Annotated in this window: 28 protein-coding genes; 9 read left to right on the top strand and 19 right to left on the bottom strand. The window is 66.5% G+C overall.

Annotated elements, in window-relative coordinates; translation table 11 throughout:
* Nucleotides 1-67: 67 nt before the first annotated feature.
* Together NATPE_RS11940 and NATPE_RS11935 are read right to left on the bottom strand one after the other, a co-directional pair.
* The gene (locus NATPE_RS11940; protein ID WP_006181727.1) at nucleotides 68-373 is read right to left on the bottom strand and encodes a CGCGG family putative rSAM-modified RiPP protein; all 306 of its coding nucleotides are present in this window, start codon (nucleotides 371-373) and stop codon (nucleotides 68-70) included.
* Between the two features lie 95 nt (nucleotides 374-468).
* Nucleotides 469-894 (bottom strand): MoaD/ThiS family protein, encoded by a 426-nt coding sequence (locus tag NATPE_RS11935; protein ID WP_006181726.1) that lies wholly within the window; start codon nucleotides 892-894, stop codon nucleotides 469-471.
* Between the two features lie 88 nt (nucleotides 895-982).
* Between NATPE_RS11935 and NATPE_RS11930 the strand changes: the two genes are divergently transcribed.
* Nucleotides 983-2,362 (top strand): hypothetical protein, encoded by a 1,380-nt coding sequence (locus tag NATPE_RS11930; RefSeq protein WP_015299078.1) that lies wholly within the window; start codon nucleotides 983-985, stop codon nucleotides 2,360-2,362.
* 35 nt (nucleotides 2,363-2,397) lie between these two features.
* Here the strand turns inward: NATPE_RS11930 and NATPE_RS11925 are convergent, their stop codons facing one another.
* A complete protein-coding gene (locus tag NATPE_RS11925) occupies nucleotides 2,398-3,000 on the bottom strand; it encodes a hypothetical protein (RefSeq protein WP_006181724.1) in 603 nt (200 codons plus the stop codon).
* A 94-nt stretch (nucleotides 3,001-3,094) separates the two neighbouring features.
* Here NATPE_RS11925 and NATPE_RS11920 point away from each other — a divergent pair, with 94 nt between their 5' ends.
* The gene (locus NATPE_RS11920; RefSeq protein ID WP_006181723.1) at nucleotides 3,095-4,366 is read left to right on the top strand and encodes a cation:proton antiporter; all 1,272 of its coding nucleotides are present in this window, start codon (nucleotides 3,095-3,097) and stop codon (nucleotides 4,364-4,366) included.
* An 84-nt stretch (nucleotides 4,367-4,450) separates the two neighbouring features.
* On the opposite strand, the gene NATPE_RS11915 is transcribed toward NATPE_RS11920, so the two are convergent.
* The 4 genes from NATPE_RS11915 to NATPE_RS11900 all read right to left on the bottom strand — a co-directional run bounded on the left by NATPE_RS11915 (nucleotide 4,451) and on the right by NATPE_RS11900 (nucleotide 7,498).
* Nucleotides 4,451-4,816, bottom strand: coding sequence for a DUF7344 domain-containing protein (locus NATPE_RS11915; RefSeq protein ID WP_006181722.1), 366 nt, complete (start codon nucleotides 4,814-4,816; stop codon nucleotides 4,451-4,453).
* A gap of 59 nt (nucleotides 4,817-4,875) precedes the next feature.
* A complete protein-coding gene (locus tag NATPE_RS11910; RefSeq protein WP_006181721.1) occupies nucleotides 4,876-5,544 on the bottom strand; it encodes a helix-turn-helix domain-containing protein in 669 nt (222 codons plus the stop codon).
* Nucleotides 5,545-5,644: 100 nt separating this feature from the next.
* A complete protein-coding gene (locus NATPE_RS11905; protein ID WP_006181720.1) occupies nucleotides 5,645-6,865 on the bottom strand; it encodes a hypothetical protein in 1,221 nt (406 codons plus the stop codon).
* A gap of 6 nt (nucleotides 6,866-6,871) precedes the next feature.
* The gene (locus tag NATPE_RS11900; RefSeq protein ID WP_006181719.1) at nucleotides 6,872-7,498 is read right to left on the bottom strand and encodes a hypothetical protein; all 627 of its coding nucleotides are present in this window, start codon (nucleotides 7,496-7,498) and stop codon (nucleotides 6,872-6,874) included.
* 251 nt (nucleotides 7,499-7,749) lie between these two features.
* On the opposite strand from NATPE_RS11900, the gene NATPE_RS11895 reads away from it, so the two are divergent.
* Nucleotides 7,750-8,043 (top strand): HalOD1 output domain-containing protein, encoded by a 294-nt coding sequence (locus NATPE_RS11895; RefSeq protein ID WP_006181718.1) that lies wholly within the window; start codon nucleotides 7,750-7,752, stop codon nucleotides 8,041-8,043.
* A 4-nt stretch (nucleotides 8,044-8,047) separates the two neighbouring features.
* Here NATPE_RS11895 and NATPE_RS11890 read toward each other — a convergent pair whose 3' ends face one another.
* The gene (locus NATPE_RS11890; RefSeq protein ID WP_006181717.1) at nucleotides 8,048-8,446 is read right to left on the bottom strand and encodes an acyl-CoA thioesterase; all 399 of its coding nucleotides are present in this window, start codon (nucleotides 8,444-8,446) and stop codon (nucleotides 8,048-8,050) included.
* 84 nt (nucleotides 8,447-8,530) lie between these two features.
* Nucleotides 8,531-9,283: a ribonuclease H-like domain-containing protein gene (locus NATPE_RS11885; protein WP_006181716.1), complete on the bottom strand. Its 753-nt coding sequence runs from the start codon at nucleotides 9,281-9,283 to the stop codon at nucleotides 8,531-8,533.
* Nucleotides 9,284-9,572: 289 nt separating this feature from the next.
* Between NATPE_RS11885 and NATPE_RS11880 the strand changes: the two genes are divergently transcribed.
* Entirely contained in the window at nucleotides 9,573-10,337 is a 765-nt protein-coding gene (locus NATPE_RS11880) for a DUF7547 family protein (RefSeq protein WP_006181715.1), read from the top strand.
* A gap of 296 nt (nucleotides 10,338-10,633) precedes the next feature.
* Here NATPE_RS11880 and NATPE_RS11875 read toward each other — a convergent pair whose 3' ends face one another.
* Together NATPE_RS11875 and NATPE_RS11870 are read right to left on the bottom strand one after the other, a co-directional pair.
* Nucleotides 10,634-10,993 (bottom strand): hypothetical protein, encoded by a 360-nt coding sequence (locus tag NATPE_RS11875; RefSeq protein WP_006181714.1) that lies wholly within the window; start codon nucleotides 10,991-10,993, stop codon nucleotides 10,634-10,636.
* Complete coding sequence (locus NATPE_RS11870) at nucleotides 10,990-12,150, bottom strand: thiolase family protein (RefSeq protein WP_006181713.1); 1,161 nt, start codon at nucleotides 12,148-12,150, stop codon at nucleotides 10,990-10,992. The genes NATPE_RS11875 and NATPE_RS11870 overlap by 4 nt, the downstream gene beginning before the upstream one ends.
* A 203-nt stretch (nucleotides 12,151-12,353) precedes the next feature.
* Here NATPE_RS11870 and NATPE_RS11865 point away from each other — a divergent pair, with 203 nt between their 5' ends.
* Nucleotides 12,354-13,781, top strand: coding sequence for an MEDS domain-containing protein (locus tag NATPE_RS11865; protein ID WP_006181712.1), 1,428 nt, complete (start codon nucleotides 12,354-12,356; stop codon nucleotides 13,779-13,781).
* Here the strand turns inward: NATPE_RS11865 and hflX are convergent.
* On the bottom strand, nucleotides 13,778-15,079 hold the full coding sequence (hflX, locus tag NATPE_RS11860) for a GTPase HflX (protein ID WP_015299077.1): 1,302 nt from the start codon (nucleotides 15,077-15,079) through the stop codon (nucleotides 13,778-13,780). The two genes, NATPE_RS11865 and hflX, sit on opposite strands and share 4 nt — an antisense overlap.
* Before the next feature lie 366 nt (nucleotides 15,080-15,445).
* On the opposite strand from hflX, the gene NATPE_RS11855 reads away from it, so the two are divergent.
* On the top strand, nucleotides 15,446-15,748 hold the full coding sequence (locus NATPE_RS11855) for an FUN14 domain-containing protein (RefSeq protein WP_049804906.1): 303 nt from the start codon (nucleotides 15,446-15,448) through the stop codon (nucleotides 15,746-15,748).
* A 34-nt stretch (nucleotides 15,749-15,782) separates the two neighbouring features.
* Here NATPE_RS11855 and NATPE_RS11850 read toward each other — a convergent pair whose 3' ends face one another.
* From NATPE_RS11850 to tbsP, 6 genes are all read right to left on the bottom strand, one after another.
* Nucleotides 15,783-16,508, bottom strand: a complete 726-nt coding sequence (locus tag NATPE_RS11850) for a ribosome assembly factor SBDS (RefSeq protein ID WP_006181709.1) — start codon at nucleotides 16,506-16,508, stop codon at nucleotides 15,783-15,785.
* A 172-nt stretch (nucleotides 16,509-16,680) separates the two neighbouring features.
* Nucleotides 16,681-17,445 (bottom strand): archaeal proteasome endopeptidase complex subunit alpha, encoded by a 765-nt coding sequence (gene psmA / locus NATPE_RS11845; RefSeq protein WP_006181708.1) that lies wholly within the window; start codon nucleotides 17,443-17,445, stop codon nucleotides 16,681-16,683.
* 4 nt (nucleotides 17,446-17,449) lie between these two features.
* Nucleotides 17,450-17,935: an Rpp14/Pop5 family protein gene (locus tag NATPE_RS11840; RefSeq protein WP_006181707.1), complete on the bottom strand. Its 486-nt coding sequence runs from the start codon at nucleotides 17,933-17,935 to the stop codon at nucleotides 17,450-17,452.
* Nucleotides 17,932-18,570, bottom strand: a complete 639-nt coding sequence (locus tag NATPE_RS11835) for a class I SAM-dependent methyltransferase (RefSeq protein WP_006181706.1) — start codon at nucleotides 18,568-18,570, stop codon at nucleotides 17,932-17,934. The genes NATPE_RS11840 and NATPE_RS11835 overlap by 4 nt, the downstream gene beginning before the upstream one ends.
* Nucleotides 18,554-19,258, bottom strand: coding sequence for an RNase P subunit p30 family protein (locus tag NATPE_RS11830; RefSeq protein ID WP_006181705.1), 705 nt, complete (start codon nucleotides 19,256-19,258; stop codon nucleotides 18,554-18,556). Before NATPE_RS11830 ends, NATPE_RS11835 begins: the two co-directional genes overlap by 17 nt.
* 443 nt (nucleotides 19,259-19,701) lie before the next feature.
* The gene (gene tbsP / locus NATPE_RS11825; RefSeq protein WP_006181704.1) at nucleotides 19,702-20,520 is read right to left on the bottom strand and encodes a transcriptional regulator TbsP; all 819 of its coding nucleotides are present in this window, start codon (nucleotides 20,518-20,520) and stop codon (nucleotides 19,702-19,704) included.
* Nucleotides 20,521-20,791: 271 nt separating this feature from the next.
* On the opposite strand from tbsP, the gene NATPE_RS22710 reads away from it, so the two are divergent.
* Complete coding sequence (locus NATPE_RS22710) at nucleotides 20,792-20,935, top strand: hypothetical protein (RefSeq protein ID WP_172637291.1); 144 nt, start codon at nucleotides 20,792-20,794, stop codon at nucleotides 20,933-20,935.
* Between the two features lie 84 nt (nucleotides 20,936-21,019).
* Here the strand turns inward: NATPE_RS22710 and NATPE_RS11820 are convergent, their stop codons facing one another.
* Nucleotides 21,020-23,158 (bottom strand): hypothetical protein, encoded by a 2,139-nt coding sequence (locus tag NATPE_RS11820; protein WP_006181702.1) that lies wholly within the window; start codon nucleotides 23,156-23,158, stop codon nucleotides 21,020-21,022.
* Nucleotides 23,159-23,321: 163 nt separating this feature from the next.
* On the opposite strand from NATPE_RS11820, the gene glyA reads away from it, so the two are divergent.
* Both glyA and NATPE_RS11810 read left to right on the top strand, forming a co-directional pair.
* The gene (gene glyA / locus NATPE_RS11815) at nucleotides 23,322-24,569 is read left to right on the top strand and encodes a serine hydroxymethyltransferase (protein ID WP_006181701.1); all 1,248 of its coding nucleotides are present in this window, start codon (nucleotides 23,322-23,324) and stop codon (nucleotides 24,567-24,569) included.
* 198 nt (nucleotides 24,570-24,767) lie between these two features.
* A complete protein-coding gene (locus NATPE_RS11810) occupies nucleotides 24,768-25,580 on the top strand; it encodes an alpha/beta fold hydrolase (protein WP_006181700.1) in 813 nt (270 codons plus the stop codon).
* Nucleotides 25,581-25,641 lie beyond the last annotated feature (61 nt).

Raw genomic sequence — 25,641 nt, 5'->3', positions numbered from 1 at the left:
CGACGCTACGAAACGGGAGCGAATAGCCGCCGGGCCCACGTTTGCAAGGCCGTCGCCGTCGGTCGGTCTACTCCTCGAGGACGTGCGCGCGGGTGACGTGGCCGCCACAGCCACACTGATCGACGTACTCGAGCCGGAGGCCGTCGAAGGCCGCCTCGAGTTCGTCCCAGAGGTAGGTCTCGGGGTGGCCGTGGTCGCCGTGGGTGACGAGGTTGACGTGGTAGCCGGCGGTCGTCGCCACGATCGCGTCTTTCGCCTGTTCGACGATGAGGTCCCGGTCCATCGCGTGTTCGGGCCCCTCGAGGTTCGCCGACCAGGACGCGTCGTGTTCGCCGCGGGTCACGGGTTCGACGCCGGAGACGTCTTCGGTCATAGTCGTCACTCGGCCGCCGACGGGGGTAAGGCCTGAGCCGAACGTCTTCGCCCATGGTCCCGGTTCCCGTCGAGGGTCGCGGCCCCACTCCCGTCTCAACAGCAGAACATGAACGGGTAGATCAGGGCGACGCGGTCGTCCTCGTCGAGTTCCGTCTCGAATCCGCCGAGGTGTTCGTTGAAGCGGCCATTGACACAGACGCGAGCGTAGGGCCGGGTCTGGTCGCCCTCGGGGTTCTTGCGCCAGGTCCCGGGCAGATCGTCGGGCACCGGGGCCCAGCCGCTGTGGGTCGCGTCCGCCTCGGTTTCGGCGATGAGCATGTCCTCGAGGTCGTACTCGGCGAAGAAGTCCTCGAGGAAGTCCCGTAGGCGGTCGCCCTCGAAGGTGAACTCGAGTTCGTGAGTCCCGACGGCGGTCCGGACGTGGCCGGTACAGCGGACGGTCACGGTCGTCGTCTCGATGTCTCGGTCGGCTGTCGTGGCCGGTCGCGTCTCACCGGTGGTCGCTTGGTCCGTTCGCATGGGGACGGATACGGGGCGAGCGGCCAAACAGTACCCTCCGAACGTGTTCGGGAAGAAGGGGACGGCGATCCGGGCCGAACCTCGAGACATGAACGGGATACCGGGCGGGTTACGGACCGATCAGCAGCCCCCGATGGCGATCCCGCTGCGACACTTCGTTCTCGCCTTGGGCTTTCTGGTCGTCGGGGTCGGCGGTGGACTCGTCATGGCCGTCGCGTCGCTTCCCGGACTGTCGGGACTCGCCCACCTGCATACGCTGCTGGTGGGCTGGGTCGCGGTGACGATCATGGGCGCGATGACCCAGTTCGTCCCCGTCTGGTCCGGCGTGACGATCCACTCGCGGCGGCTCGCGGTCGCACAGCTGTGGCTGCTCGTCGTCGGCGTGGCCGGCTTCGCGACGGCGCTGCTCGCGGGCTCGTACGCCGCGTTGCCGGTTCCCGCCGCCCTGATGCTGGCGGGTATCTGGACGTTCGTCTACAACGTCGGCCGGACGCTCGCCCGCGCGCGCCCGTTCGATTTCACCGAGCGACACTTCGCGTTCGCACTCGCCGCGTTCGCCCTCGTTGCGCCCTTCGGAATCCTGCTGGCGGTCGGGTTCACGCGACCGGTGTTCGACTCGGTCGGCGTCGCACGGTTCGAAGTACATCTCGCACACGCGACGCTCGCGCTGTTCGGTGCCCTACTGGCGACCGTCGTCGGCGCACTCTACCAGCTCGGAAAGATGTTCACGCAGGCCGATCCCGACCGGCTCGATCAGTGGCTGCTCCGGCTCGAGCAGATCGCGTTCCCCGCGGGGCTGCTCGCCCTCGCGCTCGGCCGCGGGCTCACCCTCGAACCGCTGGCCCGTTCCGGCGCGGTCGCACTGCTGGTCGGTTTGGCCGCGTTTACGGTCGTTATCGCCCGACTGCTGGTCGGTGCGACCGTCGAGCGGTCGCCGATGCTCGCCCGCTACTGGGTCGTCGTCGCGGCGCTGTTCGCCTGGATCGCGCTGGCCGCGCCGATCTGGTGGGCCGATCCGCTCGCCTACGACGCGCTCTTTGGCCACCCCGATGGGCGGAACCTCCTGCTGTTTGGCGTCTTTGGCTTCGTCGTCATCGGCTCGCTGTATCACATCGTCCCCTTCATCATCTGGATCGAACGCTACAGCGACCTGCTGGGCTTCGAACAGGTCCCGATGATCGACGACCTCTACGACGACCGCCTCGAGCGGGCCGACTTCTGGGCCACGCTCGTCGGGTTCGCCGGCCTCGCGGCCGCGCCGCTGCTCGACCTCCCGGGGGCCGCCGTCGCCGTCAGCAGCGCCCTCGCCACCGTCGGCGTCGGCCTGTTCGTCGCGAACATGCTGTGGACGATCCACCGCCACGGCCCCGACGGACTCGCGGGCGTCCTCTCGAGTGCGCTCGAGTCCGGCGAGGAGTCGCCCGCGGCGGGCGGCGAGCCCGACGTCGACGTTCCGCCGGACCAGTAGCCGGCGACGGGTGGGTGAGGCAAAACCGACGGACGCTATTTCTCGGGCGAGACGGCCACGTCGGGTTCGTAGCGCTGTGACTCGATCGTCGAGACCACCAGTTCGCCGTACTCGGCCGCGGTCAGCTCGCCCGCGTTGTACTCTTCGGCGTGGGGCGTCTCGACCGTCGCCGATCCGTACGATGCCGGCGCGTCGTCGAGGATCGTCGCCCCCAGCGCGACGGCGTCGTACCCCGTCTCGATCAGCGCGGCGTACCCGCCTGCGAGCAACGCGACGTCGTGGATATTGCCCTCGTCGTGTCGGTCCGTATTGACGTACTCGAGGGTCACCACGTCGCGCTCGCGTTCGATCGACTCGACGGCCATGTCGTATTCCTCGAGGGCCGATCCGAGCCCCTCGGGGTCGGCGATGTCCGCGCTTGCGAGTTCCGGGATCCGCTCCTCGAGGATCGCACTCCGTTCCGTGACGGGCAGCGAGGGGAGGTACGACGCCGTCGGCCACTTCTCGTTTTCGGGGAACTCCGCCCCCATCTCCTCGATACAGCCAGCGAGGGCGGCGGTCGTGGCGACGGCCCCCGCTTGCAGGAACCGCCGCCGCGTCCGCGTTCGACCCCCGGTTTTCGGCGCGTTCCGATCCATACCCCGTTCTCGCTGTCGCGGGGCAAATGGGTTCGTTCTGCAAGCGCCGGCAGCGGGGTAAAGGGGCGATTTCTCGTAGGTTCGCTCACCCCGGATGGCCCTCGAGCTGTACACCGTCGGCCTCGTCGTGATCGGGATCGCGCTGTTCGGCGTCGCGGTCCTCCCGCGGTTCGTCTCCGATCGAGCGATCTCCTTGCCGATCTTCTTCGTCGCGTTCGGGATGCTCGCCTTCGGGCTGCCGATCGGACTGCCCGCACCGGACCCCCTCGAGCAGGGGACGACGACCGAACACCTCGCGGAGATCGGCGTCATCGTCGCCCTGATGGGCGTCGGCCTGAAGATCGACCGCGTCCCCGGGCTACGCGAGTGGGCCTCGACCTGGCGGTTACTGGCGATCACGATGCCGCTGTCGATCACCGGTGCGGCGCTGCTCGGCCGGTGGCTCGGCTTCGTCGTTCCGACCGCGATCCTGTTGGGGGCCTGTATCGCCCCGACGGATCCCGTGTTGGCCTCCGAGGTGCAGGTCCGCGGACCGGGGATGGGCACCGAGGCGGAGTCGGCCGACGAAAAGGCGGGGATGGAAGACGAGGTCCGGTTCGCACTCACCTCCGAAGCCGGGCTGAACGACGGGCTCGCTTTCCCCTTCACGAACCTCGCGATCGCCGTCGCGCTGGTCGGGCTCACGCCCGGCAACTGGATCGGCGAGTGGCTGCTCGTCGACCTCGGCTACCGGATCGTCGTCGGCGTCGTCGTCGGGATCGTCCTCGGCGCTCTGACTGCTCGCCTCGTCTTCGCCACCGAGCCCGACACGCCGGTCGCCGAATCGGTACAGGGCCTCGAGGCGATCGCGGGCACCCTGGCGGTCTACGGCGCGACCGAACTCGTCGGCGGCTACGGCTTCATCGCCGTTTTCGTGGCCGCCTTGATGGTCCGCCACTACGAGCGCTCCCACGACTACAACCGGTCGCTCCACGAGGTCAGCGAGTTCGCCGAACAGGTGATGATGGCGCTGATCATGCTCTTTTTCGGCGGCGCGATCGTCGGCGGATTGCTGGAACCGCTTACCCTCGAGGCGGTCGTTGCGGTCGTCGCGATCGTCTTTCTCGTCCGGCCGTTGGCGGGGCTGATCGGCTTCCTCGGGTTCGATCGCGACCCGGCCGAGCGGGCGACGATCGCCTTCTTCGGCGTCCGCGGGATCGGCTCCTTTTACTACCTCGCCTACGCGCTGAACCACGCCGCCTTTCCCGACGCCGACCGCCTGTGGGCGCTCGTCGGGGCCGTCGTTCTCGTCTCGATCGTCGTCCACGGGATCACCGCGACGCCGGCGGTCCGCTGGCTCGAGGCGCGGGTCGAAGCACGAACGTAACGATCCTCGACGACGGCCCGCCGTTCGAAACGACGGTGAAACCGAGCCGCGAGAGACGCCGATCGCGGGCGGCGAACCAACCGTTCACGTCCGCAGTTCGATCCGCCCCTCGAGTTCGGGATCGGCGTCGAGGACGGCGGACAGCTGGGGCTGTAGCCGGTCGAACCGGTCCGTCGGTCGCACGAGCGTTCGCTCCGGGTCGTACTCGATCACGCCTGCCGACTCCAACTTCGGAATGTGCGTGTGACGGAGCGAGAGTCGGATCTCCGTTAGCACGTCGTCGGAAGCGTCGGTGACTGCGGTCCGGTGGAGGGAGGTGAGGACCGTCCGCCTGAGATCGTTCACCGTCAACGGCCGCCGCTCCGCGTCGAGTACCGCGAGGACGACGCGACGGCGCCGGCTCCGACAGAGGTCGAGTACCGTTTCGAACGCGATCGGGTTCTCGCTCATTACGCGTGTTTCAGCATGCCTTCGGGCTTCACGCTCACTTTTTAGTATTCAAATCCCTTTTACCGATCCGCTCGGCGATCGACCGAGACGTCGGAGAGCGTATCGCCGAGAACGTGGTTGATGCCTCGCCGGAGCCGGGACGCGACGGCCTGCTGTGTGATCCCGAGTTCGTCGCCGATCTCCGCCATCGTCACTTCGCGCGGCGATTCGAAATAGCCCCGCTCGTAGGCGAGTTCCAGCGCCTCCTGTTGGGTCTCGGTCACGGCCGCTTCGGTGGCCGTTTCAACCGGGGTGAGGGCGCTCAACGTCGTCAACGTGATCGGGATGCCTAACTCCGTACAGCGGGACTGAAACGCCGCGATGTCGCTCCGGTCGTCGCCCCGAATGTCGAACGTCCACCGTTCGTTCGTTCCGACGGCCTCGATGAGCGCGATCTCCGTTTCTGTCAGGACCGTCAACACGTCGTCGTAATCCACCGCCCATTCGACGCGCAACAGATACTCGTCCTCGACTGAGTCGACGGACCGAATCCGCTCTACGCCCGGATGGTCCGTGAACGCGCTCTCGATGTCGTCGATCTCCGTGCCGCGAACCCAGAAGTAGGGGATCACGACGTCTCGAGCGGGGATGATCCGCTCGAGTTCGACTGTCGCCTCCGGCAGCCGTTCGAACACCGTCCCCAGCGGGAACTCGTCGGAGGGGACGGTAAAGGAAGCCTCGGTAGCCATCGTCCGATACGTCTCGTCCGGGACCTAAAACGTCACGGCGCGATGCGACCGAGCTGCGACCCGACTCAATCCCCTCGTTCGATACCGCACGACTGTCCCGTCAGCCAGTCAGCGCGGACCGCTCGAGGAAGATCGTCCAACAGACCGCGGCGTAGAGGGCCGCCCCGACGACCGAGAGCCAGCGGCCGGGACCGACCAGCGCGGGGAGCGATGCGAGCAGCCCCGCGACCTCGAGTATGAGGCCGCCGAGCAGGGCCACGATCGAGGCCCGTGCAGTGCGGTCGCCGATCCAGGACAGCGAGGCGACCGCGGGCGGATAGAAGCGGTAGCTGACGCCGACGATCGTCAGCGCGAGGAAGCCGCCGACGGCGAGCCGATAGTGAGCGGTGTATGCGGTCGCCGGCAGGAGCCCAGCGGACGCGAACGCGAATCCAAGCCCCAGTAGGGCAACGGCCCCGGCACAGCCGGCGGCCCCCAGCAGCGCACGGCTTCCGACGCGGTCGCGGTCGCTCTGTCGGGAGAGATCGGTGACGGCGGCCGCGAAGCCGATCAGCGCGACCGCCTCGAGGCCGGCCCCGAGCGAGAAGACCGGTCCGCCACGGAAGTCGACGGCGAGCAGTACGGGGCCGACGACGCCGCTAGTCAAGACGACGGCCGCGAGCGCCGGACGGACGTCGGCGACCAGCAGCCGCGGCAGCAAGCGAAACCCGATCGCAAACACGAGGAGAGCAGCCGTTCCGGCCGCGAACAGGTGGGTCGTTGCCGGGCCGGCAGCGGGGGCGATCGTCGGCTCGAGACCGAACGCCCGCGCCACCTCCAGCGCCGACCCGGCGAGCAGATAGGCGACGACGACGGGGACGGCGGCGTTCGCGAACCGGTCGACCCGCCGGCGGTGGGCATCGGTGTCGCCGGTTCCGGTCTCCCGTCCCGTCGGGTTGTCGCGGACGGTCCAGCCGATCGCGGTGACGAAGACGATCACGCCGGCGAACCAGCAGATCGCGGCCGCGGGACCGACCGTAGCCGGCCCGCGTCCGGCACCGGCGGTGAACGACCCGAGCGTGCCAAGCAGTGCGAACGGCAGGTGGATCGCGGGTGCCAGCGGGACTGCCAACTCCCGTGCGAAATAGGACGGGACGAGGGTGTAAGCCTTCCCGAAGACGACGTGGAAGACGAACCCGTACACGCCGAGCGGGACCGTCGCCGCCCTCGGGAGACCGGCTGCGACGGCGACCTGCCACGCGAGAAAGAAGCCGACGCCGACCGCAACGAACGTCCGCGACCACCGCGTGACCGTCGCCGCCGCGGTCCCGGACGCGGCCATCGATCCTCAGAAGGGCGACTGGACGCTCGAGTCGTCCTCGTCCCCGTCGGCGGTGGTCGGACTCGGTACGGCCGGCCCATCGGGTTCGCTGGGCATCTCGCCCGACTCGAGGTAGGTATCCTCGAGGGTGGCCAGCGCGTCGTTCAGGGTACCGGACTGGTGGTGGCTCTCGCGGACGCGCACCCGGACGAGGTCGTACTCGTGGCGCTCGCTGAGGCCGTTCCACGCGCGGAACGACCCCTTGACGAGGGCGTCGGCCTGGGGACAGAACTCCGTGGTCGGGCTGAACTCCGCCCGCAGGACCGTCGGATCGTCGGCGTCGACCGCGTACCGGTAGCCGGCGTCGGGATGGCGCTGGTCGAGGTTGAGCCGCGCGAGGTTGTAGCCGAACGTCGCGTCGTAGACGCCCCGTTCCTCGAACAGTTCCCGCGAGATATCGTGGAAGGCGACGTGATCCTCTCCGTCGAGGAGGTCGTGACCCTCGAGGAACCGTCCCGGTTCCGGGAGGTGTTCCGGAACGAACTCCTCGGGGTCGTCGAACCCGTCGCCGTCGTCCGCCGATCGCCCGCTCGAGAAGGGATTCATCGTACTCGTTCCTACTGCCCGAACCACCCAGTACGGTTTCCCGAACATGTCCCCCCCTCGATTCGTCGTCGGCCGTCCGTTTTCACTGAGTTACCGTTATAGGTGGCGTAACCGGTTATTTCCCCGTTACTGTCGACCCTTGAATAGTTTTAGATTTGTTGAGTATAGTAGAATCATCTATAAACTAGTTCCCAATAAATACACCAGAGTACTGGATTGGCTGCTATTGAACTGATCTGTCTATTCAATTCAAGCTCGGGCCAGAGGATTTATATCCGATCGAAGTAAGAGTCCGGCCAATGCTACTCTCAGTCGATCGCTCCGACGCGACAGCCGGTCAATCAGTTTGTTTCGACATTATCGCCGCTGTCGCCGAGCGGGAAGGCATCGATCCGGTAGATCTCGAACCGCCCGAGTACGAGGCACTCTACGATGTCGTCAACCCGGAGGCGCTCGATGCACTGTTTGCGACCCGCTCGAACGGCACACAGCGGCCGACCGGCCGCGTCGAATTCCCCTTCTGTGGCTATCACGTGGTCGTCGGCAGCGACGGCGAAATAGAAGTCTCCGACCCCGAGACGGACCTCGAGTAACGGCTCACTCCCGCTGACTCTCGATCCGTCGACGCCACTCTCCCGGAATCGGCCGCGAGCCGTCTCCGTCCGGATCGGCCAGTACCTGTACGGTCCGGGCCGTCGCTGCCCGCTCCCCGTCGGCGCGGACCTCGTAGGTCATCGGCAGGCTCGCCTCGCCAAGTTCCGACACGGAAAGCGCGACGGTGACCGTCTCGTCGGCCTCGATCGGTCGCTCGTACTCGATCTCGAGGCTCACGAGGACGGTCGTCGTTTCCTCGAGCGAGATATCGAGGACGTCCCGGAAGTAGGCCTCCCGGGCCTGCTCGAGGTAGGTCGCGTAGACTGCATTGTTGACGTGGCCCATGAAGTCGATGTCGCGGAGCCGGACGTCGATCTCGGTCTCGTAGCTGTAGTTGGCCATCGGCGAACGCGTAGGAGCGGGGGTACCGTATAGCTGGTCACTCACAGCTGGCGGCCTCGAGATGCGGGCGGACCGCGATCGCAGTCAGTCGCCGGCCGTTGCCGCCTCGAAGACGTCCTCGTGGAGCCGGTCGGCGACGTGTTCCATCAGCGGTTCCATGTTGCGGGTGTCGGCCCGGTTGTACTCGACGAGCATCTCGAGGGACCCCTCGTCGCCACTTTCGTACTCGTGCCAGAGACGGACGGCATCGCGGCCGCTCAGCTCCGGCATGTCCCGGTCGATACCGATCTCGCGTTCGATCGCCTTCAGCCCGCCGTCCAACCCCAGCTTCTTGCAGGGGTACATGAGATCGACGTGGGGGACATCGACCGAGACGTCGAAACACGTCTCGAGGAAGGGAACGTCGAACCGCTGGCCGTTGAACGTAACCAGCAGGGCCGAGTCGTCGAGTTCTCGCTCGAGGCGGGCGGCCGTGAGATCGCGGTCCTTGACGAAGGTCTTCGTCTCGCCGCCCCGGTGGAGGCTGACCGTCGTCACGTCCTCGCAGGACGCGTCGAGGCCGGTCGTCTCGATGTCCAGAAAGCAGGTCTCGTCGCTGACGTTCTCGTAACAGCGCCAGCGGCTCGCGGCCGGCAGCGCTTCGGCGAACGGCGAGACGTCGCCCCGCTCGAGGTGGGCCCGGCCCTCCTCGATGAACGTCTCGATCCGTGCCGCGAGCGTCGAGCCGACGACGCTGCCGTCGAACTCGTCCCAGTGGGTCACACCGTTCTCCCAGAGCCGGCGCTCGGTGGTCTCTCCGACGCCGTGAACGGGAATGAAGCTGTTCTCGATTCGCACACCGGGTAGAGGGGGCAGGGTAGCTAAAAACGCTTGGATCGTCGATGGCGTCGTCGCGCCATCACACCGGTGGTCGTTCTCGTCCCGTCGCGGTTCGCGTTAGCTGCTGTTGGCTAAAGAGACAGTCCGTTCGACGACGCTCCCCATCGAGCGCGCCCGCGCCCCCGTCGATGCGTCCGAGCCGAAACCGACGCGAGCAGCACGCGGTGGCGTTCCGGTGCCAACAAGCGGGTTCACTCGAGCGGTGGGCGACCGCCCGACTTTTCGTGTTGGCGGCCGTAGGTATCGTATGGCCGACCATGAGGACGAACTCGTCGATGCCGTTCGCGAACTGACGCGGACGATCGACGCGCTCCGAGCGGAACTGGGTGAATCGGGTCCGCGCCGGCCGCGGCTTCGGCCGCCGACGCCGCGGGAGCTGTTGCGCGTGACCGACGAGGTCGCGCTCCCCGCGGCGCTGACCGTCCTCGAGACCAGCGTCCGCGCGCTCGAGGCGTTCCAGCGCGGGCTGCAGGTCGTCCGCACTGAGCGGGCGGTCCGGGATCGGACCGAGACGGCCGCCGACTCGACCGGCGAGCAGGCGGAGCGGCTCCGACAGACGACGCTGTCCAGTCTCGATACCGTTCTCTCGGAACTCCAGCGGGCCGCCTCGTCGGGGCAGTTGCCCGCTGACGACGAGGCTCGTGACCTCCTCGCGGAGGCACGCGAACTCCGCGACGACGTGGACAGCCGACTCCGGGCGGCCGCGGAATCGGGAGCGAAAGCGGCCGATCGGGACCGGTCGGATGGCATGGACGGCGTCACGATCGACATCGAGGACGGGCCGGTTCGCGACGATGGATCGAGCGAGGCCGACGCCGACCCGGACCCCGCCGTCGACGTCGACGCCGAACTCGAGACGCTGCGGGACCAGTACGGCGAGGGCGACTCGAGCGACGGTGATTCGGACGCATCGGACGGGGCTGACGGCTCCTCGAGCGACGGCGGGGACGACGGTTCGAGCGGGGGCGAAAACGCCGACGGAACGGCCGACGGCTCGAGCGACGAGAACTGAACAGGGAACTGCGGGAGATGAACAGGGAACTGCGGGGGAACGAGAGTAAGGCCTTCTGCGATCGTGGCAACAGGGAGTTGCCACACCCTCCCCAACCGACTCACTCACGCTGTTCGTTCGTCCGAAGGAAGACGCTTCGCGTCTTCCAGGCCTTCGTTCACTCCGTTCACGAAGACCTCGCGCAATGTCGTCGACGCCCTCACTTCGTTCGGGCAGTCGACAGCGCGCGCCACTGCATTCCGGATGCTCGAGATAGCATCCGCGTTCCGAAGAACGAGATCGCGCTACTGGCGGCGTTAGACCGGGTCGAACCGGTAGCCGTCCCAGTCCTGGCTCTCGGGCTCGCGGATCCCTGCGCCGGGTTCGCGGAGTTCGCCGACGTGGACCGGCCGGACCTCGTCGCCGGTCTCGAGGTCGTCGGTCGTCGCCTGACCGATCGCTCGGACCGTCTCGCCATCTACCTCGAACTCGACGATCGCGAGCGTGTTGGGTTCGCGGACGCCCGGCGGCGTCGCGGTACTGGTCGTCCAGGTCACGACCTCGGCGGTGTACTCGCTGAGGTCGATCGTTTCGACCGGCTCCGAGCCGCCCGGTCCGCGCGGGTGGCCGGGGTAGGTGATCGAGCCGTCGTCGTAGCGGGTCGCGTCCATCGTCATTGTGCTGCCTCCATGATCGTGGTGATGACGCAGTTGCCGAAGCCGCCGACGTTACAGCACAGCCCCACGTCCGCGTCGACCTGTCGGGGGCCGGCCTCGCCGACGACCTGTTCGTAGATTTCGACGCCCTGTGCCACGCCGCTGGCTCCGAGCGGATGGCCCTTCGATTTGAGCCCGCCGGAGGTGTTGATCGGGAGATCTCCGGTGGCGCGCTCGGTGTCCCCCGCTTCCACGCGTTTCCAGGCCTCGCCCTGCTCGGCGAAGCCGAGTCCCTCCATCTGGAGGAACTCGAGGATGGTGAACATGTCGTGGAGTTCAGCCACGTCGATGTCCTCCGGTCCGCGACCGCTCATCTCGTAGGCACCCTTGCCGCTCTCGACGACCCCGCCCATGACGGTGGGGTCCTCGCGTTCGTGGACGACGTGAGTGTCCGTCGCGCCGTCGATTCCCGTGATGAGGGCGTAGTTGTCGGTGTACTCCTTGGCGACGGATTCGGGACAGAGCATCAGTGCCGCCGAGCCGTCCGTGATCGGACAGAAATCGTACAGCCGCAGCGGGTCGGCGACGATCGGCGACTCCAGCGCCGTCTCCTCGTCAATCTCTTTCTGAAACTGGGCGTTCGGGTTGTCAACGCCGTTCTTGTGGTTCTTGACGGCGACCTTCGCGAGGCTCTCGCGGGGCGCGTCGAACCGCTCTAAGTAGTGTCGCGCCGTCAGCCCCGCGAAGGATGGCAGCGTGACACCGTGTTTGTACTCCGCGGGATGGGTCAGCGACGCGATAACGTCGGTGGCCTCCCCCGTCGTCTTGTGGGTCATCTTCTCGCCGCCGACGAGCAGGGTCATGTCGCTGGCCCCGCTGGCGACCGACTGCCAGGCCGCGTAGATCCCCGCGCCGCCGCTCGAGCTGGTCTGATCCACTCGTTGCGTGTACGCCGGCATCGCGTCGAGGTCGTGGGCCAAGGCGTTGGGCACGCCGGTCTGGCCTTCGAACTCGCCGCTTGCCATGTTCGAGACGTACAGGTGTTCGACGTCGTCGGCGTCGACACCCGCGTCCTCGAGACACTCGATTCCGGCCTCTGCGAGGAGGTCCTGGATCCACTTTCCCTCGCGTTGCCCGAACTGGGTCATCGAGGCGCCGATGATTGCAACCGGTTCCATATCCTACTGGACTCGAGTCAATGATTTATAAGTGAGGGTCGTCTCTGTCTGACAGTCACTCGCACACCGCGTCCCCCGACGGGAGCCGCGTTCGGTCGCGATACGATGATCGCGTTCGGCCGATTGTCGGCCGAGAACGGACGCTACACAGCCGGTTCCGGCCGAAGAGCCTTTATCCCGTGGGTTCTAGTCTCCGTGATAATATGTGTCCCGTGAATCGATCGGACGACTCCGAACCCCTGCGGCGAGACGACGACGGCGGGAGCGGCGCCGGGATTCGCGCGGAGTTCGCCCGACGGGACCTCGATCGCCACCTCGCGCTCTTTTACGACTCGCGGACGGCCCAACTCGAGATCGCGGCCGCGTTTCTCGCCGACGCGCTCCACAGGGACCGGAAGTGTCTCTATCTGACGGAGGCGACCGGCCCGGCACAGATTCGGGCCGCGCTCGAGGCGACCGATGTCGACGTTTCGGCGCGGCTCGATGCGGGCGACCTCGAGATCCGCGACGCGACGACGGTCTATCTCGATAGCGGCTTCGATCCGGACCGGATGATCGAGACGCTCGAGGCGTCGTGTGACGCCAGTCTCGAGGATGGCTACGAGGGGTTCAGCGTCGCCGGCGAGAACACGTGGTGTTTCCACACCGACGAGACGTTCGACCACGTCCTCGAGTTCGAGGCCGACTTCGACGCGGCGTGTCCTGACATGCCGGTCACCGCGCTCTGTCAGTACGACTTGGACCAGTTCGGCGAGCGATCGATCGCCAAGGCGCTGTGGACCCACAAGCAGGTCGTCTATCGGTACACGATCTGTGAGAACCCCTACTATGTGCCGCCCGCCGAGTACCGTCGCTCCTCCGACCCCCGCCTCAACGCCCGACTCATGCTGGAACAACTCTACGACCTCGCACGGAGCAGGCGGCGGATCGAACGTCGCGAACAGCGACTCGCGGTCGTCAACCGCGTCCTCAGACACAACATCCGGAACGACCTCAATGCGATCCTCGGGAACCTCTCGCTGGTCGCCGACACCGACTCCCTCGACGCCGAGAGTCGCGATCGCCTCGAGATCGCTCGACAGTACGCCCACGACATCGTCGAGACCGCCGAGAAGGCCCGGACCGTCCAGCAGACGGTCGCCGACCGCTCGATCGAGTCGCTGTCTCTCCGCTCGGTCGTCGACGACGCCGTTCGCCGGGTCGAATCGAGCTATCCCGCGGCGACAATCGAACGAACCGGCGACGACGCCCGGACGATACTCGCCGACACCGCCCTCGAGGAAGCGCTCGTCGAACTACTCACGAACGGAATCATCCACCAGTCCGGCGAGGAGCCGACGGTAACGCTGGCCGCCTCGACGCGACCAACCGAGGTCGTCCTGACCGTCGAGAATCCCGGCGAACCGATCCCGGAGAGCGACCAGCGGGCGCTCCGACAGGGCGTCGAGACGCCGCTGGAACACGGCAGCGGACTCGGGCTCTGGCTCGTCAAGTGGATCGTCGACCGGTCCGGCGGCCGGCTCCTGTTTCCAGAGAGCGGCGGCTCGACGTGTCGGATCGCGATCGAACTTCGGACCGCGTCCGGGACGGGGACCAGACCCCCCGATGGCGACGACCGGTCGGCCGATTAGGCGGACTCGGCCGCGGTCGTCCGCAACTCGCTCGCGCGCGAACGCGCCTGCGAGATCACCGCGGGACGGGCCTCGAAGGAGACGACGACGTCCTCGTCGCCGTAGGTGACGTCGTCGACGCGGGCGTTGTCGTGGAGCCACGAGACGACACTCATCGTGTCGTCGGTCATCGGCAACAGCAATCGCTCGGCCTCCCAGTCGGGCAGCTCACGCTCGATGCGCTCGAGCAGGCCGTCGACGTTCAGCCCCTCCTTGGCGCTGACGGTGACCGGGTTCGGCGCGAGCGAGGACAGTGCCTCGCGCTTCTCGGCGAGTTCCGCGTCGTCGACCTGGTCGATCTTGTTCAACACGGTCACGATCGGGGCCTCGTTGCGCTCGTAGAGGGTGTCGTGGGAGGTGACGAGCTTCTCGTGGATCTCGTCGATCGGTTCGCTGACGTCGACGACGAGCAAGACGAGATCCGCCCGGTAGACCGAATCGAGCGTCGACTTGAACGACTCGACCAGCCAGTGGGGCAGGTCGCTGATGAAGCCGACGGTGTCGGTCACCAGCACGTCACGCCGATCGATGTCGGCGCGTCGGGTGGTCGTCCCCAGCGTCGTGAACAGCTTGTCCTGTGACTCGGCGGTCGGATCCAGATCCCGGTGGAGGTCCTCGTTTTCCTCGACCTCGAGGTCGGTCGCGAGTTGCCGCAGCAGGGTCGACTTGCCGGCGTTGGTGTAGCCCGCGAGCGCGACCAGATCGAATCCCGAATCGCGCCGGCGTTCCCGACGCTGCTGTTCGGTCTGTTCGATCCGCTCTAACTCGTCTTTGATCCGGCTGATCTGGGCCTTGATGTCCTGCTCGCGGCTCTCGTCGTACTCGCCAAGCCCCATGAACCCGGGGTGTTCCTCGCGCTTGGCGAGGCTGGTCTTGGCTTCGGCCCGGGGGAGTTCGTACCGCAGTTCGGCCAGTTCGACCTGGAGTTGTGCTTTCCGAGTCTGGGCGCGTTGCCCGAAGATCTCGAGGATCAGGGTAAAGCGGTCGATGACCTCGACCCCCTCCGGCAGGAGCTGCCCGAGGTTGTACGTCTGGTAGGGGCCCAGCCGGTTGTCGAAGATTACCGTCGTCGCGTCGGTCTCTTCGACCAGCGCCGCGAGTTCCTCGGCTTTCCCCTCGCCGATCTGGAGCGCCGGATCGGCCCGGCGAGACTGGGTGACCTCACCGACGACGGTATACCCCGCCGCGCGGGCCAGGTCTCGGATTTCGCTCGTATCGGGCGTTCCCGAGTCGACGCGTTTGGCGATGATCGTGTTCATGCGGGTAGCTGTGTGGTCCCCGGGCGCGGCCGTGATCGGTCGCGATCGCTCGAGCAGCGCGGCTTGTCGGCCCCGACGGTCGCCGTCGAGAAACGACTGACTCGAGAGCGGTGTGGACACCGCCGCGTGGTCCCGGCAACGCTAACGATGCCGGCCGAACACCTCCGTTGCGTGGCGCGGGCGGACGTGACACATACTCGCCCGTACGCGACCGATCGTCTTGAATCCCGTGCCCGGGGCCGTCCCGAGATCGCCCGCTCGGCGGACCCAGTCCCGCCACGAACCGGCCTGGCCCGGCCCGAAAGCCGGTTCCGACGCCCTCGCTGATCGAAACAGTCATGCGAGCCGACTCGAATGGACGCCCACATGCTAGATCTCGATCCGACGACGCTGGGCCTCGAGTTCGGGGCCAGCGCGCTCGTCGGGGGCCTCATCGGCTACGCCGCCAAGAAGATCGCAAAGCTGCTCGCGATCATCGTCGGCGTCGAACTGATGGCCTTTCGCTTTCTCGAGTCCGAAGGGATCGTCACCGTCGACTACAACCGCCTCACCGCCGGATTGCTCTCGTCCGGCGACCGCACGGGGAGTTGGCTCGAGTCGGCCGTCTCGACGCTGTCGATCGGCGTCGGCTTCACCAGCGGCTTTCTGATCGGCTACAAGCGAGGGTAGTGCCACGGCGGGAACCCGACCGTCTCTCGCCCGCTCAGCGGGTCTTCAGATCGCCCTTGTCCTTGACGATCTCCGTTTCGGCCTCGCCGCTGGTGTGTTCGTTGACCAAGTCGTAGAACTCGTTTTGCATGCCGGCCGGGAACGTCAGGACCCCGATCCACGAGCCGTCGGACTGCCACTCCTCACGTTCTAAGTCGCCGAACTGGCGGATCTTGGCCTGTGCGCTGCCGGCGTAGTCGGCCGGGACGTTGACGGCGACGGTGACCTCCTCGAACCGGATCGGGATCACCGGCCGCAGGGCGTCCAGGGCGTCGTCGACCTGTTGTTCGACCGGTTCCATCGGATCGACGGTGACGCCGGCCTCTTCGAGGGCGTTCTCGATCCGTTCGGGCGGATGGGGCGCGTTGTCCATCTGCGGGTTGACCGCGTTGCGCGTGATGGTATCGATCAACTGCCGGCGTTTCTGTTCTTGCATCTCGCGGCGCTGATCGGCCGTGATCTGGATCTCCCCCTCCTTGATGACCTCGGGGATGATCTCGAGGGGCTCCGTGGTGTCGAAGACCTTCTCGAGGTCGGCCTCCGCGGGTCGGTCGCCGCGGGAGGCGTCCTCGAAGACGTCCTCGGCGGCGATCACGTCCTCGAGTTCGCCGTCGAACTCGTCGCGTTTGATCTCCAGTGCCGCGTCCGGGTCGACTAACACTTCGAAGCGCGCCCCGTGGGACTCGAGTCGCGCCGTCACTGCCTCGTCGAGCGAAATCATATCACACGGTTCCGCCGCCAGTGAAAAGAGTGTTTCCCGATAGGCGCCCCGAATCCGGCCACGATTCGGCGCGGCACCGATCCGTTCGGCAGTGCCCGCGCTCTGTCGCGTCGCTCGTGAGAGGCCGATCGGCACGCGGAAAACGCGTCGAAAACGGACCGCGGCGGGTCGGTTACTCGTCGTCCTCGGCCGGTTCGTCCTCGCCGGTATCGAGGAGGTCGTTCTCCTCGAGGTGGTCGGCGATCCGGTCCTGATCGAACTGCTCGAAGGTCTCGGTCTCGACGTCGACGGTCGCCAGCCCGACCTCGCTGGGCAGCAGGGAGCCGTCGTTGACCGACGCGAGCGCGTCCAGGGCGAGCTGGATACCGCCATCGAGATCGGCGTCCTCGTCGTAGTTCTCCTCGAGGTAGGACTGGAGGTCGCCCCGATCGGCACCGACGGCCAGGGCCTTCCATTCGTAGGGGGTCCCCGAGGGGTCGGTCTCGAACAGGCGCGGCTCGCCGTTCTGGATGCCGCCGACGATCAGCGCGACGCCGAACGGGCGAGCGCCACCGACCTGGGTGTACTGCTGGATGTGGTCGGTAACTTCCTTGGTCAGCGTCTCGACGCCGATCGGCTGGCCGTACCGAAGCTGGTTGACCTGCGTCTGGCGGCGCGCGAAGTCGATCAGCTGGCGAGCGTCGGCGACGTGGCCCGCGCTGGCGATGCCGATGTGGTCGTCGGCCTTGTGGATCTTCTCGACGCTCGAGTCCTCGAGCAGCGGGGAGGGGACTCGTTTGTCGACCGCCAGGACGACGCCGTCGTTCGTTCGAACGCCGATGCTTGCCGTGCCTCGCTTGACCGCCTCGCGAGCGTACTCGACTTGGTAGAGTCGGCCGTCGGGCGAGAAGATCGTGATGCCGCGGTCGTACGCCTGCTGTTGGGCTTGTCCCTGCATAGTATCACGCTAAATCGTAGTCGAGGTCTGTCGCGCCCACGAACGCCTCATCGAGTCGAACGTCCCCCACGCTGTCCCGGCGGACGGCGACTCGCTCTTCGTTCCCGAACACGACGTTTCTCTCCTCCGAATCTTGCCCGCGTCGCCGTAAATAGTTTTCTTCAGCGGCACGGATCGTGCCACTGATACCGCGGACGGCGACGCCGACGGGCGCGCCGTCCACCTCGTCGAGACAGGCCAGCGCGGCCCGAGCGGGGTCGGTCTCGCCCCGGCGGACCTTGACGATCGCCTCCCCCCGTCCGTCGGCGAATGCGTAGCGGACGACCGAGAGGTCGGCGTCGGCACTGCCCGGATCGCCCAGCAGGTTCTGGCCCGCGTACCATAGCTCGCGCTGGAACGACCGGCGGCCGATCCGTTCGTCGGGCCAGGTCTCGAGTTCGACCGCGAGGTACCGCCACCGCGGCCGGAGGTGTTTCGGCAGGTGTTTCATGGCTCCTCGGTCGCCGCGTCGACGCCCGCCGTCGGGCTCCGCTCGGCGACCAGGACGCCGACCTGATCGTGGACGCGCTCGACCGCAGTCAGCGAGAAGCCGGCGTCGGTGAAGGCATCGGCGAGGACGCCGACCGTCGCGGGGTCGTCGACCTCGGGCGAGTAGAAGGGCTCGTCGGGGTCGGGTTCGCCGAAGAACATCACGTCCCCGAGGACGAACCGCCGGGGCTCTAAGTCGGCGATAACCGCGATCGCCTCCCGCTTCTCCTCGTCCGAGAGGTGATGCAGGGCGAAGTTCGAGGTGACGATATCGACCGGGCCGTCGTAGTCGGGCTCTCGAAAGGTTCCGTGGCCGAAGGAGACGTTCTCGAGTCCGGCGTCGGCGGCCTTCTCGCGGGCCTCCTCGAGCATTCCGTCGCTGATGTCGCGGCCGACCACGCGATCGGCGTCGGGGGCGACCGCGAGCGCGATCGCACCGGTGCCGGTCGCGAGATCAAGGACGACCTCGTCGGCCGCGGGCGCGGCATGTTCGACGACGAGGTTCGCACAGGCGTGGTACTCCTCCGATTTCGAGTCGTCGTACTCGCCGGCCTTCTCGTCGAACCGGGCGGCGTGTTCCTCAAGCGTCCTCTTCATACCTGCCCCGTTCGACCCCCGGCTCAATGAACGACTCGGAGTGGACGTGGCGGTTTCGCTCGGCCAGCCGACCCCACTCGGCGAGGCCGTCTTCGACGAACTCGCTCGAGAAGCCGAGTTGCTCGCCCAGGGCTTGCAGTTCGCGAGGGGCTCGTAGCTCCAAGTGCGAGGTCGGCTCGGCGCTGACGACGTAAGGCGCGTCGTAGTGGGCGACGATCTCCCGGAGCTTTCGCAGTGACTGGAGGATCCGAACGCGGTGGCCGCCGCTCTCCCGGAGGGCTCCCGAGAGATCGAACTCGAGACGGACGCCGTTCTCGACGGCGGCTTTGACCAGTACGTGGTTGATATCGCCGTCGCCGCGCATCGGATGTGAGAGGACGTCGACTTTCGGCTGTTCGACGGCGAAGCGATTCAGTCGGTTCGTCCCGCCGTGAACGGCGACGATCGTTTCCGACGAACGATAATTCCCGACCGCGCCGCTTGCGCCCTGCGGGTCGTCGGCTTTGATCTCGACGCCCTCGACGACGTCGATCCCGTACTCCTCGCGGATCTCTTCGGGGTCGTAGTCGGCTCGAGCGTCGCTGTGATTGCGCACGACCACGCCCTCGTAGCCGTAGTCGGCCGCCCGTTTGGCGACCCGGGCGACCGTACTCTCTCCGTCGGGGTGGGCGCGGACGGCCTCGTACATACCCGACTCGTCGCACGGCGGCGACTTGGGGTTTGCGTCATGAAACCGACCGGAGAATCGAATGCAGTGGCCGGGAGCGCGCCCGAACGAACGTGAGGGCGCGGGACTCGGGGAAGGGCAGGCTGCTACCCGATACCGACCGCGAGCGAGTGAAACGAGCGAGCGGGCCGACGACTGATGTGAGCGAGGACTGGAAGGACGAGCGAACGGAAGGAGGAGTGCTTTTAATCGAATTTTTGCCGAGGGCGCGGCTTCGCCGCGCCCGTGGTTCGAAAGGCGCTCCGCGCCTTTCGTCATCAAGCGAAACCTTCGGTTTCGCGGACCTCGCGAATTCTGGCGAGACGTACGTCTCGCTGACCTCGCGGGAGCGAAGCTCCCGCTTAGCTCCGATTCGCTCAGTCACGAGAGAGCTTCGCTCTCTCGAACGACAGCGCAAAACTTCGCTAGTTGAGTATGGACTGTGCGACCGTCGCAAGCTGGCCGTTGTCGGCCTCGCTGAGCCGTTCGTCGCCGATCTTCAGACGGAGTCGCGGTCGGCCGACGTCGATCGGGACCTTCTCGGTGTCGATCAGGCCCATGTCCTCGAGCTTGGTCTTCGTCCGGGAGAAGGTCGCCTTGGAGGCGATCCCGACGTCCTCGCCCCACTTGCTGATGTCGTACAGCAGCGCTTCGTTCTTGGCCGCCACGAGCAGGGAGATGGTGACCTCGTCGAGGCCATCGCCGTCGCCGCGGGCGGTCTCGAGCGAGTCCAAGATCGCGGTGAAGTCGGCCTCGGCCTCGGGGCTGATCTCGTCGGCGAGGGTCTCGCGAACGTCCGTGATCGGCGGCGTCCGGAGGTTGAAGTCGCTGGCGTCGGCCCAGCGGTCGGCGTAGGTGTCGTAGGTGTCGTCAACGAAACTTTCGTCGTCGGTGACGAGCCCGCCGACGCGGTCGCCGGCGTGGACGATGGCGACGACCCGATCCTCGCTGACGAGCAGGGAGTTTTCGGGCGTCTCCTCGAGCGTCCGCAGGACGAGTGCCCCCTCGCTGATGAGGTCCGCGGCGTTCGAGGCGACGATGAAGTCGTCCATGACGTCTTTCAGTGTGCGTTCGTCGGCCAGCATGTGTACCGACGGCAGGTCGTCGTCGAAAGCGGTCGCGACGGAGACGAACTCCTCGATGGCGTCCCGCGAGGGGTTGACCATGTAGACGTCCCCGGTCACATCCCCGAGGACGGATTCGAGGATATCGTCAATCTGGTGGTTAAGTAAATTCGAGGTCATGCCTATACAGAAGTAATCGATAGCTCGGTACTTAATTTTGGTGGCCGTTTGCACAGCAGAACAGTTGGCTGCGCGCCTGAACCGGTAATTTTTGTCCCATATCCCGTTAGTTCGCCGACGAAATACGGATGGTCGTTGTCGACTTCCGGGTGGAACTGGGGGCAGGGGCAGCGGTGGTTGCGATGCCGACCCGATGGGCGCCGCGTCTTATTATGGGGAAGGTATCTATCGGCAATAATTATATACACGTCTCGATGTATTACAGTATCGTATGGCAGTTCCACGCAATCGACTGTGGCGGGTCGTTCACGAGCTGGCCGAACGGGTTCGAACCACGGCGGGAACCGTTCGTGGCCGATCGCCGCCGGCGATGGCCCTCGAAGCAAAGCGCGTGAGTACGTACGGCGGACCCTGATACGGGTTGCTGTCCGGATGTCCCGGTGGGACCGCAGGGCGGGTCGCGGTCCCACCGGCAGTGACGGACAGGAGACCGTCTGGGTCAGCGATCGAAGCGGGGCCACAGTTCCGTCGACCAGTAGATGTCCCCGTCGTAGATCACCGACGCCTCCGTTTCTTTGAGCATCGTCACCAGTTCCGACGCCGTGAGCGTGAAACTCGACTCGTTCCCACAGAGGTAGGCGTAGTCGTTGGTTTCGGTGTGAGGGAAGTAGTAAGAGCCGGTCGCCCGAGTCGAGTAACAGTCGACGGTCAGCAGGTACTCCTTCTCGCTTGCGTCCTCGAGTTCCTCGAGGGTCGCGGTCGTCGGGAGCCGCTGTTCGCCCTGGACCAGCGAGTGGGTACCGTCGCCGACGACGGCGTAGTCCTTGCCCATCATGATGCGTCGCCGAGCCAGTCTCATCGCGCGCTCGATGCTGAACCCGTGGACCAGGAGTTTGGCGAACGTCGAGCCGACCTTGACGGCGTGATCGTTGAGGACCTTGGTGAACGTAACCGCGCCGGCGACGCTGCCTTTCTCGATCAGCGACCGGCCCTCGTAGTAGGAGCCACAGGCGTTGAGAAAGAACGTCTGGGCGTTACAGCGATCGAGGCTCGAGGCCGAAAGCGTCCCGTCGGGACAGCACAGGCCGCCGGTCTCGCAGTGACCGATGTAGTGGACGAAGTCGTGGTCGTCCTCGAAGACACGGGCGAGTTCGGCCGTCCCGAGCGACTCCGCGACGGTGACGTCCATCGACAACTCCTCGGAACGCCGGCGGTAGATCGCCGCGACGTCGTCGTGTTCGCCGGCCATCTCCGGGTCGTTGAGGACGACACAGATCGAGGTCGCGTCGCTGGCCCGCTCGAGGAACTCGAGGCGGTTGTGGTAGGCCTCGGAGGCGGACTTGAAGACGTCGATCGGGACGCCGTCGGCGAGCCAGCCGTGCGTGCGACCGCTCCGGAGGTCGGGTTTGACGATATCGACCGATGCCACTTGCCCGCCGCTGGCCCTGCCGTCGGCCGTCGAGACCGGGCGTGCCGACACGGGATCGTCGCCCCGATAGAAGTCCTCGAGCGAGCGCTCGACGAGTTCCTGGCCCTCGAGTTCGGAGGTCCGGGGCGTATAGACCATGCTCAGCCGGTCGAGCAGGAACGGCAGGGTCTCGACGCTATCGTATTCGGGTGCGACATACGTCGAGAGATGCCAGTCGGGGAGGCGATGCTTGATCGCCGCGTAGGGCACGTCGAGATACGCGGCGAGACGCTCCCGCGGATCAGCGTCGTACAGGCGCTCGGCGTCGAGTTCGAGGGCCTCGAGCAGGCTACGTTCCGCGAGGGCCGTCCCGTAGGGACCGACGTTGCGAACGAGGCAATCGAGGAAGAAGGTCTTCCGGAGCAGCCGCTCGACGTCGCGCTCGAGGTCGGGCATCGCGGCGAGTTCGACGTCGATCCCCCGATCGGGAATGCGGAGCCGCGGTCGGTCGAGGGCCACGCCGGTGTGGGTCCCGCGGACTTCGTCGGTCGTCCGAACGGTCGCCTGCAGGTAGTACGCCAGCGGTGCAGTGACATACAGCGACTCATAGTCGGGTGGGACGACTAGCTCGATCCCGTGATCGGGGGTTGCGACCCGGAGACAGTCGGGAATCCTGAGCTCGGTCCCGCGTTCGATCAGCGAGGGATGACCGCGGAGCGTGGGATAGCTTCGGTCCGGGCCGTCGGTCTTGTGCGAGCCGGCCATGTGGGTGATGGCCTCCGCGATCGCCGACGGAGAATCGGGGACGGTGATCGTCCCGGCGGGGAACTCGTGCCGGCACCGGACCCCGAGGATGACCCGGGTCCGCTCGGGGAAGGAGACGACGATCTCTTCGTAATCGTCGGTCTTCGCGATCGTCGCGGCTCCCGAGAACCGCAGGTAGGACTTGATCTCCGTATCGATATCGACGATGTACTCGTCGGGGGATAACGGGAGGGGCTCGCCGCTGGGGTCGAGTTCGTGGCCGTCCTCGACGCCAACCGAGAACGCGTAGACGACCGCGTGCGGGAACCGGAGTTCGTCAGTCGTCACGACGATGGTGTCGTCGACCGGGCGCGGGATGTCTTTCCCGGAGCCGTCGACGACGAGTTCGTCACCGGTGACCGTCAGCTCGGCGTTGTCCGCGTCGGTGACGTGGAGGGTGTCGCCGTCTACCGCCCACTCAATCATTCGGTTGGCTGAATGTCACTCCGACAAGTTAGTTGTATCGGGGCGTGATATCGTCACAAACCCGGCCGGTCGAAGGGCAGGGGCCGGTCGCCGGCAGCCGGTATTGCGGCGCGTATTACCGAGGAAAGGTACACTTATGCGGCCGCCAGTCCCCACTTCGAACATGGACCACGACAAGGTACGGGACGTCGATCCCGCCGTCGCCGACGCGCTCGAGGGCGAGGTCGATCGCCAGCGCGAGACGCTCCAGATGATCGCCAGCGAGAACCACGCCAGCGAGGCCGTCATCGACGCGCAGGGCAGCGCCCTGACCAACAAGTACGCCGAGGGCTACCCCGGCGAGCGCTACTACGGCGGCTGTGAGTACGCCGACGAGGTCGAGGAACTCGCAATCGAGCGTGCGACGGAACTGTTCGGTGCTGACCACGTCAACGTACAGCCCCACGCGGGCACGCAGGCCAATCAGGCGGTGTACTTCGCGATGCTCGAGCCCGGCGACAAGATCCTGTCGCTGGATCTCAACCACGGCGGTCACCTCAGCCACGGTCACCCGGCGAATTTCACGGGCCAGCTCTACGAGGTCGAACAGTACGAGGTCGACGCGGAGACGGGCTATATCGACTACGACGCCCTCGCGGACCACGCCGCCGAGTTCGACCCGGACATCATCGTCTCGGGCTACTCCGCGTACCCGCGCGAGATCGACTTCGAACGCATCCAGGCGGCCGCCGACGACGTCGGCGCCTATCACCTCGCGGACATCGCCCACATCACCGGGCTCGTCGCCGCGGGCGTCCACCCCTCGCCGGTCGGCATCGCCGACTTCGTCACCGGCTCGACCCACAAGACCATCCGCGCCGGTCGCGGCGGCATCGTCATGTGCGACGAGGAGTACGCCGACGACATCGACGCGGCCGTCTTCCCCGGCGGTCAGGGCGGCCCGCTGATGCACAACGTCGCCGGCAAAGCCGTCGGCTTCAAGGAGGCGCTCCAGCCCGAATTCACCGAGTACGCCGAGCAGACGGTCGCGAACGCGAAGGCGCTCGGTGAGAGCCTCTCCGAGAACGGCTTCTCGCTGGTCTCGGAGGGGACCGACAACCACCTCGTCCTCGTCGACCTGCGCGAGAGCCATCCCGACACCTCCGGCGGCGACGCCGAGGAGGCCTTAGAGGAGGCCGGCATCGTCCTCAACGGGAACACCGTCCCTGGCGAGACGCGCTCGCCGTTTAACCCCAGTGGGATCCGCGCCGGCACGCCGGCGCTGACCACGCGTGGCTTCGACGAGGACGACTGCCGGAAAGTCGGTGATCTGATCGCCCGCGTCATCGACGCTCCCGAAGACGAAGCCGTCATCGAGGACGTCCGCGCCGAGGTTGCGGCCCTCTGTGACGCCAACCCGCTCTACGAGTAGTCGCCGACAGTCTCACCTCAGCCGATCCGACTGCGATCCCCACCCTCCCGTTTTTCGGCGCGTTCGTCCTGCAGGCTCGCGGCTGTCGAAATCCGCGACCGCGTTGTATTCGACCTCACGTCGCCGCGTGCCGTCCGTTTCGAGCAGGATCGCGTCGGACCGAATACCTTTTGTCACTTACTAATGTGGGTTGGTAGCATGAGTGACGAAACGGCGACGGCGATGTACCGAACCAGAACCGACGCGGTGACCACCGACGTCGGCGAGGGTCGGCCGGTCGTCTTCGCGCACGGGACGTTGATGGACCGGACGATGTTCGCGCCCCAGCTCGAGGCGCTGCGAGACGAGTACCGGGCGGTCGCCTACGACCTCCGGGCCCGGACCGACCGGTACGCGCCGGGATACGACCTCTGGGACTTGGCCGACGACTGCGACGCACTGCTCGACGGGATCGGCGAGGACAGCGCCGTCATCGCCGGCATGTCGATGGGCGGGTTCATGGGACTGCGCTTTGCCCTCGAGTATCCCGAGCGGGTCGACGGGCTGATCCTGATCGATTCGATGGCGATACCCCATCCCGAGGACGAGCGGGCGGAGTACGAAGCCCTCGTCGACCCCTACGAGGACACCCTCGAACCGATGCCCCGAGAGATCGCGGAGGGCTCGACCGCCGAACTGTTCGGCGAGACGACCCACGAGGAAAACCCCGCCCTCGTCGAGACGTGGGTGGACCGCTGGGCCACCTATCCCGGCCGAGCAGTCCACTACGAACTCAACTCGTGGCTCGGCCGCGAGGACGTGACGGATCGGCTCTCGGCAATCGACGTGCCGGTCCTGATCGTCCACGGCGAGGAAGACCCCTCGATCGCACCCGCACAGGCCGAGCCGATGCTCGAGGAACTGCCCGACGCCGAGATGGAACTGATCCCGGAGGCTGGCCACACCTCGAACCTCGAGGGACCCGACGAGACGAACGAGGCGATTCGGACGTTCCTCGACGAGCGGTTCTGAGGAGTATTCACGGACGTGTATATTCGGGGAGTTTCTAGACTCGTTCTGGGCACGGATCCGG

This window comes from Natrinema pellirubrum DSM 15624, from assembly GCF_000230735.2.
Lineage (GTDB): Archaea > Halobacteriota > Halobacteria > Halobacteriales > Natrialbaceae > Natrinema > Natrinema pellirubrum.
This window is presented reverse-complemented; position numbering and strand designations above follow the sequence as displayed.